The organism is Pseudomonas sp. Irchel 3A7, assembly GCF_900187565.1.
In the GTDB taxonomy this organism is placed as follows: domain Bacteria; phylum Pseudomonadota; class Gammaproteobacteria; order Pseudomonadales; family Pseudomonadaceae; genus Aquipseudomonas.
On record NZ_FYED01000004.1, the window covers coordinates 83,678 to 99,496 of the forward strand.

Here is a 15,819-nt window from a genome sequence, read left to right on the forward strand (position 1 = left end):
ATGGGGGCTTTGACGAAAGCTGAGATGGCGGAACGTCTGTATGAAGAGCTGGGCCTGAACAAGCGGGAAGCCAAGGAATTGGTCGAACTGTTTTTCGAGGAAATCAGGCACGCTCTTGAAGACAACGAACAGGTCAAATTGTCCGGTTTCGGCAATTTTGACCTGCGGGACAAACGCCAGCGGCCTGGCCGCAATCCGAAAACGGGAGAAGAAATCCCGATCACGGCTCGCCGTGTGGTCACCTTTCGTCCAGGGCAGAAGTTGAAGGCCCGAGTTGAGGCTTATGCTGGAACCAAGTCATAACGACGAGCTACCCGTCATCCCAGGCAAACGCTACTTCACCATTGGTGAAGTCAGCGAGCTGTGTGCGGTAAAACCGCACGTGCTGCGCTATTGGGAGCAGGAGTTTCCTCAACTCAACCCCGTCAAACGCCGCGGAAACCGCCGGTATTATCAGCGCCAGGACGTGCTGATGATCCGGCAGATCCGCGCGCTACTTTACGATCAAGGGTTCACCATCGGCGGCGCGCGTTTGCGCTTGTCCGGTGACGAAGCCAAAGACGACACCACGCAATACAAACAAATGATTCGCCAGATGATCGCCGAGCTTGAAGATGTACTGGTGGTCCTCAAGAAATAAATTCCTGCTTTTAAATACTTCCAGTTTTCAAAAGCTTGCGATATATTCTTGAGCGTTCCTCGAGAAGAGGAACAAGATTCACGCCTAGTCGGGGCGTAGCGCAGTCCGGTAGCGCACTAGCATGGGGTGCTAGGGGTCGAGTGTTCGAATCACTCCGTCCCGACCATATTTACTGAGTAAAATCAGACACTTAAGCCGATCAGTCAGATCGGCTTTTTTGTGCCTGCACAAAACTGGCGCAAAACTACCCGGTGATTTCGCTGATATTCAGGTCCGGAATTGCCTCGGACCAAATGACCAACTTCCAGATCATCAAGAACATTCGCCGGCACCAAGGCGCGGAAGTACGACGACGGCATCCTGGCCACGACGAACCGGAACGCCGGTGCGATCGTTCGCACGGCGGTGCAGCACGTAGCCACCCAGGTGCGGATGGAGACGCTGAAAGAGAACTCCGATGTCGTGCAATCGGTGGAGTGGGTCAGCACTCTGGATTCGAAGACGACCAGCCAGTGCCGGACGCTCGATAAGCGCCGATTCAAACTTACCGAAGGGGCGCGGCCGCCGATTCACATCAACTTCCGTTCGACGGTGGTTGCGGTGACGCGCTTCAGTGCCCTGTTCGCCAAGGACGCAACCCGGGCATCCATCGGTGACGGTGGCGCACAGCAGGTGAGGGCAGACCTCAGCTGCCACGACTGGCTCAAGCAGCAGCCGGCCGCATTTCAGGACAGGGCCATCGGTCCGGTCCGCGCGAAGCTGTTCCGTGAAGGCGGGTTGAGTATCGAGCGTTTCTTCGAGCTGCAGCTCGATCGCAATTTCAAACCGCTGACCCTTGTGCAGATGAAGGCTTTAGAGCCCTTGGCGTTCCAACGGGCGAGCCTATAGTTTCATGGCCCAGAGCATTTTGCGCGCTCATCATCGAACGATCGCATGTGTTTGAAGTAGTTGTCATTCCATCCCTTAAATGACACCCGAGCGGCGGCTATAGCACTCTCCATTTCCTCGTTGGTATGGGCTATGAGGCCAAGATAAACAGTCATTGCGAGTTTTAACGCTACGACGTTGAGCTCAACTGGGGCATAGGCGGTGAGTGCGAAGGCCGATTGAATAACCAGTTTTCCCGGCTCTCTAGGGAATTCGTTGGGGGGGCCAAATGATCCTAGAAAGCTACCCATGCTACCCAGCAATTCCTCTGCCTTCCTTCGCGTGATCATCTCTCTTTCGTCCACGCGCTTTATACAGCTTTCGATTCGGCTGAGTTTGGCAGATGAAACTAGAGCGTATGCCCCAAATCCTGCAGCAGCCAGTGTTGCGAAGGCGGTGATGGCAGCTATTAGCAGTGCGTTCAAAGCTGGTGCGCGGTTTCTGTTCTTCTCAGGCATATCTCTACGTTTCATGCGGACCGGAAAGCGCACTCCACGATCTCTTTATTGATTCGGGCCGAGAACTTTACCCGTATTTCAACGTAGCAGGCAGGACCAGCACCAACGTCACTGGGAGACAACGTCAAGCTGTTCTGTGATCGTTGACGGAGGGAGCGGATCTGCATATACAGTCCGTTCTTTCCATTTTTTTTCGGTAAGTCATGAGCGAAGAACGAGATATTCCAGAGCCCGAGCACGATCATCTGCTCGATCATGAATTCCATAATGACGAGTCATGGGTCGAAGAAGACGCTCAGGCAGTTGTTGACGAAGATGATGACGTTGATTTTCTTGATCAGATAGATCAGGACGACTGACACAGAAGTACTTAACACCCCAAAAGCCCGTCCATTCGCACGGGCTACATGCTTTGAATCAAGCCTTGGCGACCAGTGGAGTTCGCAAACGACGTGGCGTTCGCGCCATTGATCGCGGGGAGTAAGGCATCGGGCGGCGGGCCAACGGTGCTGGGAATGGCGGCGGGGCCGCAAAAGGAAAAATTGGCGGCACCAAAACGGAACGAACCGAGGCGATTGCCAGCAAGTTCCCAGATCTCCCTCTCAAGTCGGGAAATAACACATGTCTTTGGCCCAAATGCAGGTTTTCAACCAGTATTCTTGTAGGAGTCGTTCTTCCAGAACCTGGCCGCCGCTCTAGCGCCGCGTAGATGTTACGCCGCGAGTAACACCGTAAGCGCAACGGATCTCAGAGCTGATGAACACCTCGGTGAAAACTGCCGGCGGCTTTGGCCCGCAGTGCTATGAGCCGGCTCAGATGACCTGGTTGCAGCGGCCACCCTCAGTTGCCTCGTCACGGATACCGCCGCTATTTCCCGAGGTCAGGCAGCTACCCGCGCCGCAATGGTGCTCTCTAAACTGTCTCACGGACTGATGCTGGACAGGGAGAGCTGGCGAAAGTTTATGACCGCGCCCAAATAGCGGGTCTGGTGTGTCAGGCGTCCTATAATGCCCTCATTCGGTAATGTTCTATGCATTTCGACACGCGGGCGAAAGGGAGGGAGTCACTGTGAGATGGCATCTCAATGGCTGGCAAAGGGCTTGGGTGGTGTGCAGTGTGGTTTTGGGGGTGGTTTTTGCGCTCGTCGCTAGCGACACCGCAGGGGGCGTTGGCTTAGGACTGCTGTTGCTCCGTATGGTCTTGTGGACGATGATCGTTGGTGTGCCGCTCTATATCTTTGGCTGGGCAGTGGCCTGGGTTGTCCGCGGATTCAAGGATGGAGGGCGCGAAGGGCCTCGGTCATGAAACATACCATTGAAGGAATGATCATGCCCCCCCTGAACGGGGCGAAGGTTTTCCAGATCGGCCAGAGCCTGGGTTTTTTCATATCCTCCCTGTCACGCCAACGTCATACGTACCCAGCACAATGCTCCCAGCCAAAGGGATTTGGCTCGCGCATACCACAGAGAGCCCGGCCAATGAGCCGGGCTTTTTTCGTGTCTGGCCCCGAGGGCGGAGTGTATGGAGGTCAATTCAACCCAATCTTATGTTGCTCGGTGAATTGTCTGCGGAACCAGTCCGAAAGCATGGCCTTCTCGGAGTAGAGTCTGTCACTTCTGTTGGCGCGCCCCGGGCGTTGCAGGTAGAACTGATCGATGACCCTGGCGTCGGCCTGGCTCACGATCTGACCCTTTTGTCTGAGCACGTAATGTAGATCGATGCTCGGCCAGGTGATATCGCGCATGAAGCGCACCTCATAGGCATTTGGCCTCCAGGGTTCGTAGTGACCGGCCAGGTCGATGTTGCGTATTTCAATTTGCAGTTGCTGGCCGGGCGGCAGGTACCGCTCGCCAAGCTTCTGGATGTAGCTGCGCAGCTCTTTCATGACATAAGGGTCGGCACCACGTTCGTAGCCTGGGCTATCCAGGCTGGCATCGCTGAATTTTTCGGGGTTCGTGAAGACGACTTCGACCGAAGGCTCTGCGGTGGCAAGCGGCACTGTAAACAGGGCCAGCAGTGCGATCGAGGGGCAAGCGGTTAATAGGCGCATGGCATCACCTCCAGGCGCAGCGCTTTTCAATGCATGCTGCACCGTACTCATTTTACGCCCAAGGTGCATATCAGGGCTCTGACATGATCTGTCGCGGACTGCATAAACCTCAGCGCCCTGGAGCCCGGCTCAGTGCCAGGCTTTTGTTTTTCCCGCCTCTTGCTACGCTTTCCCCGAAAACTGGAGGAAACGCCATGCCAGACGATCCTACTCCCGCACTGCTTTACCGCATGAACCAGAACATCATGGCTCTCGGGTCTGCTCTCGAGGAGATCGGTATCTGGATCGGTCAGCGTGGTTCCACGAACACTTCTGACCGAGTCAGCAAGCACCTGCAGGTGCTGGAATCCAACACTGATGCCATTGCTGGATTGATGGCTGACCTGATCGCCAGGTGCAAGCCGGATGAAGAGGAAGAGCCGGAAGACTGACAACAATTTTAGGAGTGCCGCAAAGGCCGGTGCCGGCGTTTAATCCCGTAGGGCACTGATCATGACACTACCTCAACTCTCGATGAAGGAGATTGATCATGCCCATGCCCTATAAATTTCAGACGAGCAAGGAGCACTGGGTTGGCGTCAGCGAGGATCGGACCAACTCCGATTTTGTATTGCTCACCGTGGCCGTCGAAAACTGGGGAGAGAAAACCATTAGGGTGGATAAGCGTGCCTTGCCTGAATTGGTTGAGCTCTTTCAGACTGTGGCCATGCAGTGTCGCAGATGACCGACAAACCCGCCTCCATGTCATCGACGGCATCCCCCGGACGAGCAGGTGCGTAAGCGTGTGCGTGCGATGCCGGAGCCGAAGCCGGCGACGATGGTCCATTGCCATCGTTTCGGCGGTAGGGAAGTGATCGAGCCCAAAATCTGCGTCCTGTTGAAGTGCAGCAAGCCAACTGGTGGGACGAAGCAGCTGCTGTGCGTGGGCTGCTTCATGCGTGGCGAGAGGGATGTCCTTGGATAGTAGTTTGACGACTAGATAGGATTCCAATGGGCTGATATAACGCCTCGCAATCTGAGCGAGGTGGAAAATGACGAAGGGATGGGTTGGGTTGCTTGTCGTAGTGTCTTCGTTGGTTGGGTTGGTTGTCGGGTTCGCTTTTGCTATACGGCTCAATCCTCAAACCGCAGATGTGTACCTCCTCAATCTCGGCAGTGTGGGGGATTGGGTCTCAGGAGTAGGCGCACTCTCTGCTGTATTCGTAACACTATGGCTTAACGACAAGCAGCGAAAAGAAAATACAGAAAGGATCAAGGTTGAGCAGGTCTCCCGCGAGGAAGGCTTGTTAATCAGTGTGATATCTTCCGGGAATAGGCCGTCACTCGTTACAGGTCTGTACATCGGACACAAAAACTCAGAAGAGAAGCTGCATCTTTCAAAAAGTAATTTTCTTAAAGAAAAATTCCCTATAGGCCGAATCGATTTCGGTGAACTAATCAGCGTTTTGGTGCTGGATAAGTTCGATCTGCAGATAGCCCAAGAAGCCGAAAAGAGATTCGGTAAAAAATTTGATGACCTTTTGTTAATAGTCACTACAAGCTTGGGGCGATTTTCTTTTCCACTAGATTCAGTTTATGTGTCGTATATGCGACATCATTTGGAAAGTGAGCTGAAACGTCAAAAGTGGAAAGAAGCGAACACTATGCAATGAGTCCACAGAATACGAAGCCCTGGCATCCGCCGGGGCTTTTTATTGGGCGCGATTCCGGAGGGTTAGCGCCGCGCCGGGCCGGATGGCTCAACAACGGGCGGATGTGTGGAGGCGTGCATGAAACTGAAACTCGACGAGCAAGGCCACGTTGTATTGCAGGACGCCAAGCCCGTGTATGTGCATGACGACGGAAAAGAGGTGGCATCCGATGCGGCTGGCACCGTTGCCACGGTCACTCGCCTGAACACTGAAGCCAGGGGCTGCTGACGACGATGCACTTCGCCATCGGCACCTGCTCATTCAATCGGAAGGCCAGATCTTCAGCTTCGCCTTTGCTGGCTGCCGCATAGAGATCGTCTGGGCCTTGAGCGTGCACATACAGCATCTCGGTGTCTTCGGGCATGTAGAAATCCTCTCCCGCCGTTCACCGGCAGGCTGAATGTTAATTTTGTTCAGCTTTGAGTTCGGGACACTGGGTGCTGCTCTGGGTAAAGTCGACACCGCTTGCCCGGCCAGGTGTGTTTCAGATGGATTACTGAATGGCCAGCATTTGGTCAGGGTGGGCACCAATTTCGCGGCTTGTCGATCAGCGTTGTCGCGGTGAAGGCGACTTCAATGTCTCCACTCTTCGACAAGTCAACGACCTCAAGCCGCGCCGCTACGTCGGCGATGCCGCCATCGCCTTCAGCGCGAAAGGCTTTCAGCGGTGCAACGATCAATTCGGACATAAAGATCCCTTGCCCGTCGTTCACCGGCATGCTGGGAGTTGTAAGGTTTTGGTTTGCAGTCTGATGAATTCGGTGGGGACGCTGGCAGTGGGTATCAGGGAATAGCTGATATACGAGAAAGACTCACTCGAATAATGTTCAGTGGTTCGCCCTGCCAGCTGTTTCAGAGAAGTGCTGAGTGGCCGCAACTGGTCAGGGTGGGCTTTTTCTTTAATCGCGGCCCTTGTAGCGGTACACGTAGGTGAACCAGAAAAGGGCTGGCACTGTGAGTAGGATCATGGTGCCACCCGCCATGCCCACCAGCGGGCCAAGCCATTGTCGGTGTCGCCGGCTAGCGTGATTCGTTCAAGTTGGGTGATAGATTCGCCACCTACCAGACAGGGAGTACGGTAATGGCTTGGCTCGAAAAACTACAAGTGTTCCGTGAACGGTTCACACCCCGGCGCCGACGCATCGTCGGTGGTGCACTGCTCGCTGCCTGGGTCGCCGGCGTGGTGGTGTGTCCCGGTCAATATCTGCTTGGGCTATCTATCCCCGGAGTCATCATTTTTTTTAGCGGCTGGCCTGCTCAACCCGACAGAAATGGCTGACTTTTCGATGCCCGGAGCGGCTTTCCTGGCCGCGTTTTTCTCGCGCTTCCTGCGCTGATTTATGACTTGGCGATCAAACCTCACTCACATCAACCCACCGCCGCTCCCGCGCCGCCAATCGAATCGCCGTCGCCAGTCGCTCCACTTCAAAGGCTTCTTCGAAATCGGTACCGGCCTGTCCATGCCCCGCCAAGGCCATGACCAACTCATGCACTTCCAGCGTCTTCAACTCGTTGTAGCCCAGTTGATGCCCCGGTGCCGGGCTGAATGCTGCGTAACCGGGCAGGTTAGGGCCGGCGAGTAAGCGCTGGAAACCGTCCTGGCCGACGCGGCACAGGCGTAGTTCATTCAAGCGCTCCTGATCGAACGTGAGGGTGCCTCGGGTGCCGCTGATTTCGAAGCTCAGGTGATTCTTGTAGCCGTGTTTGAGCCAGCTGCTGCTGAAGGTGCCACGCGCGCCGCTGGCGAAGCGCAGCAAGGCATGGGTCTGATCGTCGACGGCAATGCTGCGTTGATCCTGGCTACCGGCCATGGCCGGGCGTTGGCGGTGTACGGTCTGGGCGTCGGCACACACCGATTCGACATTGCCTAGCAGATGGCGCGCCATGGCCAGCAAGTGGCTGCCCAGATCCGCCAGTGCACCGCCGGCGTGTTCAGTCTCGCAGCGCCACGACCAGGGGGACGCTGGATCGGCCATGAAGTCTTCGCTGAATTCACCTTGAAAGCTGATGATCTCGCCGAGGCTGCCGTTCAGAATCAGTTCGCGCGCCAGGCCGATGATCGGGTTGTGCTGGTAGTTGTAGCCGACACGAGTGACGACACCGGCGTGCCTGGCCGCCAGGTGCATGGCATTGGCCTGTTCCAGGTTCACCGCCAGTGGTTTTTCGCAGTACACCGGTTTGCCCGCGGCGATAGCGGCCATGGCCATCGGGTAGTGCAGGTGGTTGGGTGTGGTGATGGCGATCAGGTTGACCCTGGGGTCGTCGATCAATTGTTGCCAGTCGCCATGGGCTTGCTCGAAGCCCCAGGCAGTGGCGCAGGCTTGCGCACGAACGGGATCGGCATCGGCCAGGGCGGCGAGGCGAAGCGTGAAGGGCAGTTCGAATGCCGCGCTGACGTTACGAAAAGCCAGGGCGTGGGCACGCCCCATGAAGCCCGTGCCGATAAGTCCGATACCGAGTTCGCGCATGACAGGATCCTTGAATTTTTGTTTTCAGAGATCCAATTTATAGAATAAAAATTCTCTACCATCAATTTCTAGAATAAAAATTTACAATATGCGTTGAACCGCTACTCAAAAATCCTTGGCAATGCGCGGAGCCATGGCGCCAGTTCTCGCTCAGTCTTCGAACCCGACCTGCTCGTGAATCTCGTCGACCTTCAATTCCAGTCGATAGGCCACGGCGATAAACAGTGCCTGGCACAGGCACAGCGTCGCGCTCAGTGAGCGGAAGGCGAACGAGCTGCCTTCATTGACCAGCAGCACAGCATTGGCGCGCTTGGCCAGGGGAGAGAGGTTGCTGTCGGTGATGATCAGGGTTTTCGCCTGATGGTGTTGGGCGATGCGCAGGCAGTGCTGGGTTTCCTTGCCGTAGGGGGTGAAGCTGATGGCGATCACCAGGTCATTGGCGCGCACGCTGCGCATCTGTTCGCGGTAGCTGCCGCCAAGGCCCGAGACCAGGTGGATGCGTTTATTGGTGTGTTGCAGGTTGTAGACCAGGTAATCAGCCACGGCGAACGAACGGCGCACGCCGACCACGTAGATGTTGTCGGCATTGACCACCAGGTCCACTGCCTTGTCGAAGGTCTGGTCATCGAGTTCCAGCCCCAGGCGCTCGATGCCTGACAGGGTCGCGTTGATGCACTCGCGCGCCAGGTCGCCGCCACTGGCTTTCTGCGACTTGTTGGCGATCATGCTGCGAATGCGCTGCTGGTAGTTCTGCACCGGCGTGGTTTTGTGGGTATACGCCTCGCGGAACAGCGCCTGCATTTCGCTGAAGCCGCTGAAGCCGAAACGCTGGGAAAACCGCACGATGGCCGACGGGTGCACTTCGCACTCGCGGGCGATGTCGCTGATGCGGTCGACCATGATCCGGTCGCTTTGCTGGCTCATGTAGCTGGCAATGCGTTTGAGCTGGCGCGGCAGACTTTCGTATTCCTGGGTGATCAGCTGCAACAAACGCTCGGCGTTGATCGGGGGGCTGACAAGATCGCTCTCGGGCGTGCTTTCGGTCGTGGCCGGCTGATCGGTGCGGGACATAGGGAATCCTTCTGGCTTGTTCTTATAGGGACGATTGTTCACCTCGTCCCCTGACAATAGGTTGGCTGTGCGCAGTCTACAGGGTAGGCCCGGACAAAATCTTGAGCTTGCTGTGGTATGAAGCTTGCTGAAACGATGCACCGCGTCTGGAACGCCTGTACCAAAGTTTATTGGAAAAAATATTCCATGTAAAAATATTTGGAAAAATTATTGATTGTTCGGTCCCGGTCGTTTTAGTCTGCATCCCACCAAGAGTGTTCGGCGCGGTCATCGTCCTGGACACAGGCTGATAAAAATAACAGGAGCCAGCATGGGCCAGACTCGTTTTGCCAGTGGGCGTCAATTGGATCTCATCTGCCTGGGACGCCTTGGCGTCGACCTTTATGCGCAGCAAGTCGGGGCGCGGCTGGAGGATGTGAGCAGCTTCGCCAAGTACCTCGGTGGATCGTCCGCCAACATTGCATTCGGCACCGCTCGACTGGGGCTCAAGTCAGCGATGCTGAGCCGGGTAGGGGATGACCATATGGGGCGTTTCCTGGTCGAATCCCTGGCCCGCGAAGGCTGTGACATCAGCGGTATCAAGGTTGATCCGGAGCGCCTGACCGCGATGGTGTTGCTCGGTCTCAAGGATCGCGAAACCTTTCCACTGGTGTTCTACCGTGAGAATTGCGCCGACATGGCGCTACGGGCCGAAGACATCAGCGAAACCTTTATCGCCTCCAGCAAGGCCTTGCTGATCACCGGCACGCATTTCTCCACCGACGGCGTCTACAAGGCGAGCATCCAGGCGCTGGACTACGCCGAAAAACATAACGTCAAACGGGTTCTGGACATCGACTACCGCCCGGTTCTGTGGGGGCTTGCCGGCAAGGCAGACGGCGAAACCCGTTTCGTCGCCGACCAGAACGTCAGTCAGCACGTGCAGAAAATCCTGCCGCGTTTCGACCTGATCGTGGGCACCGAAGAAGAGTTTCTGATTGCCGGCGGCGCGGTGGATTTGCTCACGGCGTTGCGCAATGTCCGGCGGCTGAGCGCGGCAACCCTGGTGGTCAAGCTCGGCCCGCAGGGTTGCACGGTGATTCACGGGGATATCCCGGCCCGCCTCGAAGACGGCGCGATTTATCCCGGCGTGCGCGTGGAGGTGCTCAACGTACTGGGCGCGGGCGATGCCTTCATGTCGGGCTTTCTCAGCGGTTGGCTGGAGGACGCCAGCGACGAGCATTGCTGCCGGTTGGCCAATGCCTGCGGCGGCCTGGTGGTCTCGCGCCATGCCTGCGCACCGGCCATGCCGACCCGCGCCGAACTCGATTACCTGTTCAACAGTCCGGTGCCGATTACCCGGCCGGATCAGGATGCCTCGCTGCAGCGCCTGCATCAGGTCAGCGTGCCGCGCAAAGAGTGGAAGCAACTGTTCATCTTTGCCTTCGACCATCGCGGGCAACTGGTGGAATTGGCCCAGAAGGGCGGACGCGACCTCAACGCTATCGGCGAACTCAAACAACTCTTCATCAAGGCCGTGGAGCGGGTCGAAATCGATTTGCGCAAGCAGGGCATCGAGGCCGATGTCGGGCTGCTGGCGGACCAGCGTTTCGGCCAGGACTCGCTCAACGCTGCCACCGGTCGTGGCTGGTGGGTGGCGCGGCCGGTCGAAGTACAAGGCTCCCGGCCGCTGGCTTTCGAACACGGGCGTTCGATCGGCAGCAACCTGATCGCCTGGCCGCAAGAGCAAATCATCAAATGCCTGGTGCAATTCCACCCGGACGACGAGCCCATGCTGCGCCTGGAACAGGAAGCGCAGATCAAGGGTTTGTATCAGGCATCGCAAGTTAGCGGTCATGAACTGCTGCTGGAAATCATCCCGCCCAAGGATCACCCCTCGACGCACCCCGACGTGTTGTATCGCGCGCTCAAACGCCTCTACAACCTGGGCATCTACCCGGCGTGGTGGAAGATCGAAGCGCAAAGCGCCGAGGAGTGGAAGCAACTCGACGAACTGATCCAGGAGCGCGATCCGTACTGCCGTGGCGTGGTGTTGCTGGGCTTGAACGCGCCGGCGACGGCGTTGGCCGAAGGGTTTCAGCAAGCCAGTCAGAGCCGGACCTGCCGCGGTTTTGCCGTTGGCCGGACGATTTTTCAGGAGCCGAGCCGCGCGTGGATGGCCGGTGAAATCGACGATGAGGCGCTGATCCGTCAGGTACAGGGCACCTTTGTCGAGCTGATCGATGCCTGGCGCAGTGCCCGCGCCTGATGTTACACCGCGAAACCCTGTGGGAGCGGGCTTGCCCGCGATGACGGCGGTACATTCAGCATCAATGTGACTGCTAGATCGCTATCGCGGGCAAGCCCGCTCCCACAGGGTCCTACGTCGTTCTTACTGATGTGTGTAAAACAATAAAAGGTGCAGCCATGCCCGCTATCCGAATTGGCATCAACCCGATCTCCTGGAGCAACGACGACCTGCCGTCCCTCGGTGGCGAGACGCCGCTGAGCACCGCCTTGAGCGAAGGCAAGGACATCGGCTACGAAGGCTTCGAACTCAACGGCAAGTTTCCCAAGGACGCCGAAGGCGTTGGCGATGTGCTGCGTCCGTATGACCTGGCGCTGGTGTCCGGCTGGTATTCCAGTCGCCTGGCCCGCCGCTCCGTTTCCGAGGAAATCGACGCCATCGGCAGTCATGTCGAGTTGCTGGCGAAGAACGGCGCCAAGGTACTGGTTTACGGTGAAGTCGCAGACTCGATTCAAGGCCAACGCATTCCTCTGGTCGAACGCCCGCGTTTTCACACCGAACAGGCGTGGCAGGCATACGCTGACAAACTGACCGAGCTGGCACGCTTCACCCTGTCACAGGGGGTACGTCTGGCGTATCACCACCATATGGGCGCCTACGTCGAATCCCCGTCGGACATCGACACCCTGATGACGTTGACCGGCAGCGAGGTCGGCCTGCTGTTCGATTCAGGCCATTGCTACATGGGGGGCGGTGAACCCTTGCAGGTACTGCGCAAACACATCTCGCGCATTTGCCATGTGCATTTCAAGGACGTGCGCAAACCGGTAGTGCAGCTGGCGCGCAACAACCTCTGGAGTTTCCCGGACTGCATCATCAACGGCACCTTCACCGTGCCGGGCGACGGCGACATCGATTTCGCCGAACTGTTGGACGTGCTGCTGGCGGCCGATTACCACGGCTGGCTGGTGGTCGAGGCCGAGCAGGACCCGGCGGTGGCGCCAAGTTATGTCTACGCGAAAAAAGGCTTCGACACCTTGCGCGCGCTGCTCGACGAGAGGACTGCGCGATGAGCCTGCTGGTCAAAAGCAATGCCCGTGGCCGAACCATGGTCGAGTTGGGCGAAGGTGAGCTGCAATACGTTGGCTTCGCTGCCTATCGGTTGAGCCTGGGTGAAACCTTGCCAGTCGCATCGGGCGACAAAGAACTGTGCCTGGTGCTGCTCAGCGGCCGGGTCAGCATCAAGGGTGAAGCGCCGGGGCAGGGTGCGTTCGACTGGGACAACATCGGCGATCGCCAATCGGTGTTCGAAGACAAATCCCCGTTCGCCGCGTACTTGCCACCCGGGAGCCAGGCGCAAGTCGATGCGTTGAGCGATGTGCAAATCGCTCTATGTGCCGCACCCGGTTCGGCCACCGCCAACCACGGCCCACGCCTGATCAAACCTGAAACCATGAAACGCAGCGTGCGCGGCAAGGGCGCCAACACCCGTTACGTCTGCGACATTTTGCCGGACACCGAACCCGCCCATTCGTTGCTGGTGGTGGAAGTGCGCACGCCCTCGGGGCATTCATCGAGCTACCCTCCGCACAAACACGACACCGACGACCTGCCGCACCAGAGCTTTCTCGAAGAAACCTATTACCACCAGATCAGCCCGCCCCAGGGCTTCGTGTTCCAACGGGTCTACACCGACGATCGCAGTATCGATCAGGCCATGGCCGTGGAAAACAGCGACCTGGTGGTCGTGCCCAAGGGCTATCACCCGGTCAGCGTGCCATACGGTTACGAGTCGTACTACCTGAACGTAATGGCCGGCCCGAAGCGCGTCTGGCAATTCCATAACGATCCGCAGCACAGCTGGCTGCTGGATCTCTGAATTCCAACGTCTGAATTTCAAGCTCTGCACGGAGAATACGCACAATGAGCGATGCCCAGGTTGTAGGCCATTACATCGACGGTCAGGTGCAGGACAGCGGTAGCGAACGGTTCAGCCATGTCTTCAACCCGGCCACCGGCAGCGTTCAGGCGCGGGTCGGGCTGGCCAGCCAGAAGACCGTGGACGCCGCCGTCGCCTCAGCCCTGAAGGCCTTCCCGGCCTGGTCCGAACAATCGTCCCTGCGGCGTTCGCGGGTGATGTTCAAGTTTAAGGAATTGCTCGATCGCCATCACGACGAACTGGCGCAAATCATCAGCCGCGAACACGGCAAGGTCTTTTCGGACGCCAAAGGCGAAGTCACCCGCGGCATCGAAATCGTCGAGTACGCCTGCGGTGCGCCGAACTTGCTGAAGACCGAGTTCAGCGACAACATCGGCGGTGGCATCGACAACTGGAACCTGCGTCAGCCACTGGGTGTTTGCGCCGGGGTCACGCCGTTCAATTTCCCGGTGATGGTACCGCTGTGGATGATCCCGCTGGCGCTGGTGACCGGTAACTGCTTCATCCTCAAACCCTCCGAGCGTGATCCCTCCGCCAGTTTGCTGATGGCCCGCCTGCTCACCGAAGCCGGGTTGCCGGACGGTGTGTTCAACGTGGTCCAGGGCGACAAGGTGGCGGTCGACGCTTTGTTGCAACACCCGGACATCGAGGCGATTTCCTTTGTCGGCTCGACGCCGATTGCCGAGTACATCCATCAACAAGCGACCTCGCGCGGCAAACGTGTACAGGCGCTGGGCGGGGCGAAGAACCACATGATCGTCATGCCCGATGCGGATCTGGATCAAGCGGCGGATGCCCTGATCGGCGCTGCATATGGTTCGGCCGGTGAGCGCTGCATGGCGATTTCGATTGCCGTGGCCGTCGGTGATGTCGGCGATCAACTGATTGCCAAACTGCTGCCACGCATCGATCAACTGAAGGTTGGCAACGGCATGCAGGGTGACACCGACATGGGGCCACTGGTCACTGCCGAACACAAGGCCAAGGTTGAGGGCTTCATCGATCAGGGTGTGGCCCAGGGCGCGCAACTGATCGTTGACGGACGTCACTTCAAGGTGCCGGGAGCCGAGAACGGCTTCTTTGTTGGCGCGACGCTGTTCGACAACGTCACGACCGACATGAGCATCTACCAACAAGAGATTTTCGGGCCGGTGCTGGGCATCGTGCGCGTGCCGGACTTCGCCAGCGCCGTGGCGCTGATCAACGCCCATGAATTCGGCAACGGCGTGTCCTGCTTCACCAGCGATGGCGGCATCGCACGCTCGTTTGCCCGCAGCATCAAGGTCGGCATGGTCGGCATCAACGTGCCCATTCCCGTACCCATGGCCTGGCATTCATTCGGCGGCTGGAAGCGCTCGCTGTTCGGCGACCACCATGCCTACGGCGAAGAAGGCATCCGTTTCTACAGTCGCTACAAAAGCGTGATGCAGCGCTGGCCCGACAGCATTGCCAAGGGTCCTGAATTCAGCATGCCGACGGCCAAATAATTCACCTGTGCGGAGAACAACAATAATGAGCAAACCCCTGCGTTTCGCCCTGAACCGTATGGTCGCCCCACGTTTGTCCCTGTCTGCGTTCATCGAATTGGCGGTGACCCTCAAGGCCGACGCCATCGAGATCCGCAACGACCTCAAAGGCGTCGAGATCGAGGATGGCACCGCGCCTGGGCTCGTCCGTGAGTTGTGCGCGGCCCGGGGCATCACCGTATTGTCGATCAACGCGTTGTATCCGTTCGATGTCTGGAATGACGAGCGCCGCACACAAGCCCGCAAGCTTGCCGCTTATGCCCGAGACTGTGGCGCCCGGGGTTTGGTGATGTGCCCGCTGAACGACCGTGCCGACCCGCGCAGCGAGGCCGAGCGCGCGTCAGGCCTGCGCACGGCGCTGAGTGAACTGGCGCCGATCCTGCGCGATCACGGCATCCTCGGTTTCATCGAGCCGCTGGGCTTCGAGGAATGCTCGCTACGGCGCAAACGCACGGCGGTTGATGCGATCAAGGCGATCGGCGGGCTGGATGTCTTCCGCCTGGTGCATGACACCTTTCATCATCACCTGGCCAGCGAACATGAATTCTTTCCCGAGCTGACCGGGCTGGTGCACATCTCCGGTGTCGAAGATGCCGAGGCGCCGCTGGCGACCATCCGCGACGGGCATCGGGTGCTGGTGGGCGAGGGCGACATTCTCGGCAACGCGGCGCAAATCGACACCTTGATCAGCAGCGGCTACAGCGGCTACCTGTCGTTCGAGCCCTTTGCCGACAGCGTCCATGGGCTGGTGGATATCCAATCGGCAATCGGCGCCAGCATGGATCACCTGCAGAAATCCCAAGGTTAAGGGAAATCCCCCCT

General features: G+C 58.1%; 19 protein-coding genes, 1 tRNA gene and 2 pseudogenes. 16 read left to right on the plus strand and 6 right to left on the minus strand.

Annotated elements, in window-relative coordinates:
* From ihfA to CKW21_RS07590, 4 genes and pseudogenes are all read left to right on the plus strand, one after another.
* Nucleotides 1–303 (plus strand): integration host factor subunit alpha, encoded by a 303-nt coding sequence (gene ihfA, locus CKW21_RS07575; RefSeq protein ID WP_002553164.1) that lies wholly within the window; start codon nucleotides 1–3, stop codon nucleotides 301–303.
* Nucleotides 284–640 carry a MerR family transcriptional regulator gene (locus CKW21_RS07580; RefSeq protein ID WP_003179985.1) on the plus strand — a complete coding sequence of 119 codons (357 nt, stop codon included), beginning with the start codon at nucleotides 284–286 and terminating at the stop codon, nucleotides 638–640. Before ihfA ends, CKW21_RS07580 begins: the two co-directional genes overlap by 20 nt.
* A gap of 89 nt (nucleotides 641–729) precedes the next feature.
* Nucleotides 730–806: transfer RNA gene (locus tag CKW21_RS07585), tRNA-Pro, on the plus strand.
* A 130-nt stretch (nucleotides 807–936) separates the two neighbouring features.
* Nucleotides 937–1,528 (plus strand): annotated as a pseudogene (locus CKW21_RS07590) (phage head morphogenesis protein); the annotation flags it as partial.
* 2 nt (nucleotides 1,529–1,530) lie between these two features.
* On the opposite strand, the gene CKW21_RS07595 reads toward CKW21_RS07590, so the two are convergent.
* On the minus strand, nucleotides 1,531–2,025 hold the full coding sequence (locus tag CKW21_RS07595) for a hypothetical protein (RefSeq protein ID WP_095193361.1): 495 nt from the start codon (nucleotides 2,023–2,025) through the stop codon (nucleotides 1,531–1,533).
* A 203-nt stretch (nucleotides 2,026–2,228) separates the two neighbouring features.
* Here CKW21_RS07595 and CKW21_RS31455 point away from each other — a divergent pair, with 203 nt between their 5' ends.
* Both CKW21_RS31455 and CKW21_RS30495 read left to right on the plus strand, forming a co-directional pair.
* Entirely contained in the window at nucleotides 2,229–2,384 is a 156-nt protein-coding gene (locus CKW21_RS31455; protein ID WP_170948643.1) for a hypothetical protein, read from the plus strand.
* Between the two features lie 471 nt (nucleotides 2,385–2,855).
* Nucleotides 2,856–3,049: pseudogene (locus tag CKW21_RS30495) on the plus strand (DUF2514 family protein); the annotation flags it as partial.
* Between the two features lie 504 nt (nucleotides 3,050–3,553).
* On the opposite strand, the gene CKW21_RS07605 reads toward CKW21_RS30495, so the two are convergent.
* Nucleotides 3,554–4,075 carry a DUF3016 domain-containing protein gene (locus tag CKW21_RS07605; protein WP_095193363.1) on the minus strand — a complete coding sequence of 174 codons (522 nt, stop codon included), beginning with the start codon at nucleotides 4,073–4,075 and terminating at the stop codon, nucleotides 3,554–3,556.
* A 194-nt stretch (nucleotides 4,076–4,269) separates the two neighbouring features.
* Here CKW21_RS07605 and CKW21_RS07610 point away from each other — a divergent pair, with 194 nt between their 5' ends.
* The 4 genes from CKW21_RS07610 to CKW21_RS31460 all read left to right on the plus strand — a co-directional run bounded on the left by CKW21_RS07610 (nucleotide 4,270) and on the right by CKW21_RS31460 (nucleotide 5,994).
* Nucleotides 4,270–4,506, plus strand: coding sequence for a hypothetical protein (locus tag CKW21_RS07610; RefSeq protein WP_095193364.1), 237 nt, complete (start codon nucleotides 4,270–4,272; stop codon nucleotides 4,504–4,506).
* A 98-nt stretch (nucleotides 4,507–4,604) separates the two neighbouring features.
* Complete coding sequence (locus CKW21_RS07615) at nucleotides 4,605–4,799, plus strand: hypothetical protein (RefSeq protein WP_095193365.1); 195 nt, start codon at nucleotides 4,605–4,607, stop codon at nucleotides 4,797–4,799.
* 307 nt (nucleotides 4,800–5,106) lie between these two features.
* On the plus strand, nucleotides 5,107–5,727 hold the full coding sequence (locus tag CKW21_RS07625) for a hypothetical protein (RefSeq protein WP_095193367.1): 621 nt from the start codon (nucleotides 5,107–5,109) through the stop codon (nucleotides 5,725–5,727).
* Nucleotides 5,728–5,844: 117 nt separating this feature from the next.
* Nucleotides 5,845–5,994, plus strand: coding sequence for a hypothetical protein (locus CKW21_RS31460; protein ID WP_170948641.1), 150 nt, complete (start codon nucleotides 5,845–5,847; stop codon nucleotides 5,992–5,994).
* On the opposite strand, the gene CKW21_RS31465 is transcribed toward CKW21_RS31460, so the two are convergent.
* Both CKW21_RS31465 and CKW21_RS31470 read right to left on the minus strand, forming a co-directional pair.
* The gene (locus CKW21_RS31465) at nucleotides 5,960–6,130 is read right to left on the minus strand and encodes a hypothetical protein (RefSeq protein ID WP_170948644.1); all 171 of its coding nucleotides are present in this window, start codon (nucleotides 6,128–6,130) and stop codon (nucleotides 5,960–5,962) included. The two genes, CKW21_RS31460 and CKW21_RS31465, sit on opposite strands and share 35 nt — an antisense overlap.
* A gap of 151 nt (nucleotides 6,131–6,281) precedes the next feature.
* Nucleotides 6,282–6,455, minus strand: coding sequence for a hypothetical protein (locus CKW21_RS31470; RefSeq protein WP_170948645.1), 174 nt, complete (start codon nucleotides 6,453–6,455; stop codon nucleotides 6,282–6,284).
* Between the two features lie 392 nt (nucleotides 6,456–6,847).
* Between CKW21_RS31470 and CKW21_RS07630 the strand changes: the two genes are divergently transcribed.
* Complete coding sequence (locus CKW21_RS07630; RefSeq protein WP_095193368.1) at nucleotides 6,848–7,045, plus strand: hypothetical protein; 198 nt, start codon at nucleotides 6,848–6,850, stop codon at nucleotides 7,043–7,045.
* 73 nt (nucleotides 7,046–7,118) lie between these two features.
* Here the strand turns inward: CKW21_RS07630 and CKW21_RS07635 are convergent, their stop codons facing one another.
* Entirely contained in the window at nucleotides 7,119–8,234 is a 1,116-nt protein-coding gene (locus CKW21_RS07635) for a Gfo/Idh/MocA family protein (protein WP_095193369.1), read from the minus strand.
* A gap of 150 nt (nucleotides 8,235–8,384) precedes the next feature.
* Nucleotides 8,385–9,305, minus strand: coding sequence for a MurR/RpiR family transcriptional regulator (locus CKW21_RS07640; RefSeq protein ID WP_095193370.1), 921 nt, complete (start codon nucleotides 9,303–9,305; stop codon nucleotides 8,385–8,387).
* 310 nt (nucleotides 9,306–9,615) lie between these two features.
* Here CKW21_RS07640 and iolC point away from each other — a divergent pair, with 310 nt between their 5' ends.
* From iolC to CKW21_RS07665, 5 genes are all read left to right on the plus strand, one after another.
* Nucleotides 9,616–11,553: a 5-dehydro-2-deoxygluconokinase gene (iolC, locus tag CKW21_RS07645; protein ID WP_095193371.1), complete on the plus strand. Its 1,938-nt coding sequence runs from the start codon at nucleotides 9,616–9,618 to the stop codon at nucleotides 11,551–11,553.
* A 158-nt stretch (nucleotides 11,554–11,711) separates the two neighbouring features.
* The gene (gene iolE, locus CKW21_RS07650) at nucleotides 11,712–12,605 is read left to right on the plus strand and encodes a myo-inosose-2 dehydratase (RefSeq protein ID WP_095193372.1); all 894 of its coding nucleotides are present in this window, start codon (nucleotides 11,712–11,714) and stop codon (nucleotides 12,603–12,605) included.
* Nucleotides 12,602–13,411: a 5-deoxy-glucuronate isomerase gene (gene iolB, locus CKW21_RS07655; protein ID WP_095193373.1), complete on the plus strand. Its 810-nt coding sequence runs from the start codon at nucleotides 12,602–12,604 to the stop codon at nucleotides 13,409–13,411. The genes iolE and iolB overlap by 4 nt, the downstream gene beginning before the upstream one ends.
* Before the next feature lie 44 nt (nucleotides 13,412–13,455).
* Nucleotides 13,456–14,958: a CoA-acylating methylmalonate-semialdehyde dehydrogenase gene (locus CKW21_RS07660; protein WP_095193374.1), complete on the plus strand. Its 1,503-nt coding sequence runs from the start codon at nucleotides 13,456–13,458 to the stop codon at nucleotides 14,956–14,958.
* Between the two features lie 25 nt (nucleotides 14,959–14,983).
* Nucleotides 14,984–15,805: a TIM barrel protein gene (locus CKW21_RS07665; protein WP_095193375.1), complete on the plus strand. Its 822-nt coding sequence runs from the start codon at nucleotides 14,984–14,986 to the stop codon at nucleotides 15,803–15,805.
* Nucleotides 15,806–15,819: the final 14 nt, after the last annotated feature.

Bases quoted from the DNA above. Each gene is read 5' to 3' on its own strand.
- CKW21_RS31455 (WP_170948643.1), top strand. From the start codon at position 2,229: ATGAGCGAAGAACGAGATATTCCAGAGCCCGAGCACGATCATCTGCTC.
- CKW21_RS31470 (WP_170948645.1), bottom strand. From the start codon at position 6,455: ATGTCCGAATTGATCGTTGCACCGCTGAAAGCCTTTCGCGCTGAAGGC.
- CKW21_RS07580 (WP_003179985.1), top strand. From the start codon at position 284: ATGCTGGAACCAAGTCATAACGACGAGCTACCCGTCATCCCAGGCAAA.
- CKW21_RS07615 (WP_095193365.1), top strand. From the start codon at position 4,605: ATGCCCATGCCCTATAAATTTCAGACGAGCAAGGAGCACTGGGTTGGC.
- CKW21_RS07630 (WP_095193368.1), top strand. From the start codon at position 6,848: ATGGCTTGGCTCGAAAAACTACAAGTGTTCCGTGAACGGTTCACACCC.
- iolB (WP_095193373.1), top strand. From the start codon at position 12,602: ATGAGCCTGCTGGTCAAAAGCAATGCCCGTGGCCGAACCATGGTCGAG.
- CKW21_RS07660 (WP_095193374.1), top strand. From the start codon at position 13,456: ATGAGCGATGCCCAGGTTGTAGGCCATTACATCGACGGTCAGGTGCAG.
- CKW21_RS31460 (WP_170948641.1), top strand. From the start codon at position 5,845: ATGAAACTGAAACTCGACGAGCAAGGCCACGTTGTATTGCAGGACGCC.
- iolC (WP_095193371.1), top strand. From the start codon at position 9,616: ATGGGCCAGACTCGTTTTGCCAGTGGGCGTCAATTGGATCTCATCTGC.
- CKW21_RS07640 (WP_095193370.1), bottom strand. From the start codon at position 9,305: ATGTCCCGCACCGATCAGCCGGCCACGACCGAAAGCACGCCCGAGAGC.
- ihfA (WP_002553164.1), top strand. From the start codon at position 1: ATGGGGGCTTTGACGAAAGCTGAGATGGCGGAACGTCTGTATGAAGAG.
- CKW21_RS07605 (WP_095193363.1), bottom strand. From the start codon at position 4,075: ATGCGCCTATTAACCGCTTGCCCCTCGATCGCACTGCTGGCCCTGTTT.
- CKW21_RS07635 (WP_095193369.1), bottom strand. From the start codon at position 8,234: ATGCGCGAACTCGGTATCGGACTTATCGGCACGGGCTTCATGGGGCGT.
- CKW21_RS07665 (WP_095193375.1), top strand. From the start codon at position 14,984: ATGAGCAAACCCCTGCGTTTCGCCCTGAACCGTATGGTCGCCCCACGT.
- CKW21_RS07595 (WP_095193361.1), bottom strand. From the start codon at position 2,025: ATGCCTGAGAAGAACAGAAACCGCGCACCAGCTTTGAACGCACTGCTA.
- CKW21_RS31465 (WP_170948644.1), bottom strand. From the start codon at position 6,130: ATGCCCGAAGACACCGAGATGCTGTATGTGCACGCTCAAGGCCCAGAC.
- CKW21_RS07625 (WP_095193367.1), top strand. From the start codon at position 5,107: ATGACGAAGGGATGGGTTGGGTTGCTTGTCGTAGTGTCTTCGTTGGTT.
- CKW21_RS07610 (WP_095193364.1), top strand. From the start codon at position 4,270: ATGCCAGACGATCCTACTCCCGCACTGCTTTACCGCATGAACCAGAAC.
- iolE (WP_095193372.1), top strand. From the start codon at position 11,712: ATGCCCGCTATCCGAATTGGCATCAACCCGATCTCCTGGAGCAACGAC.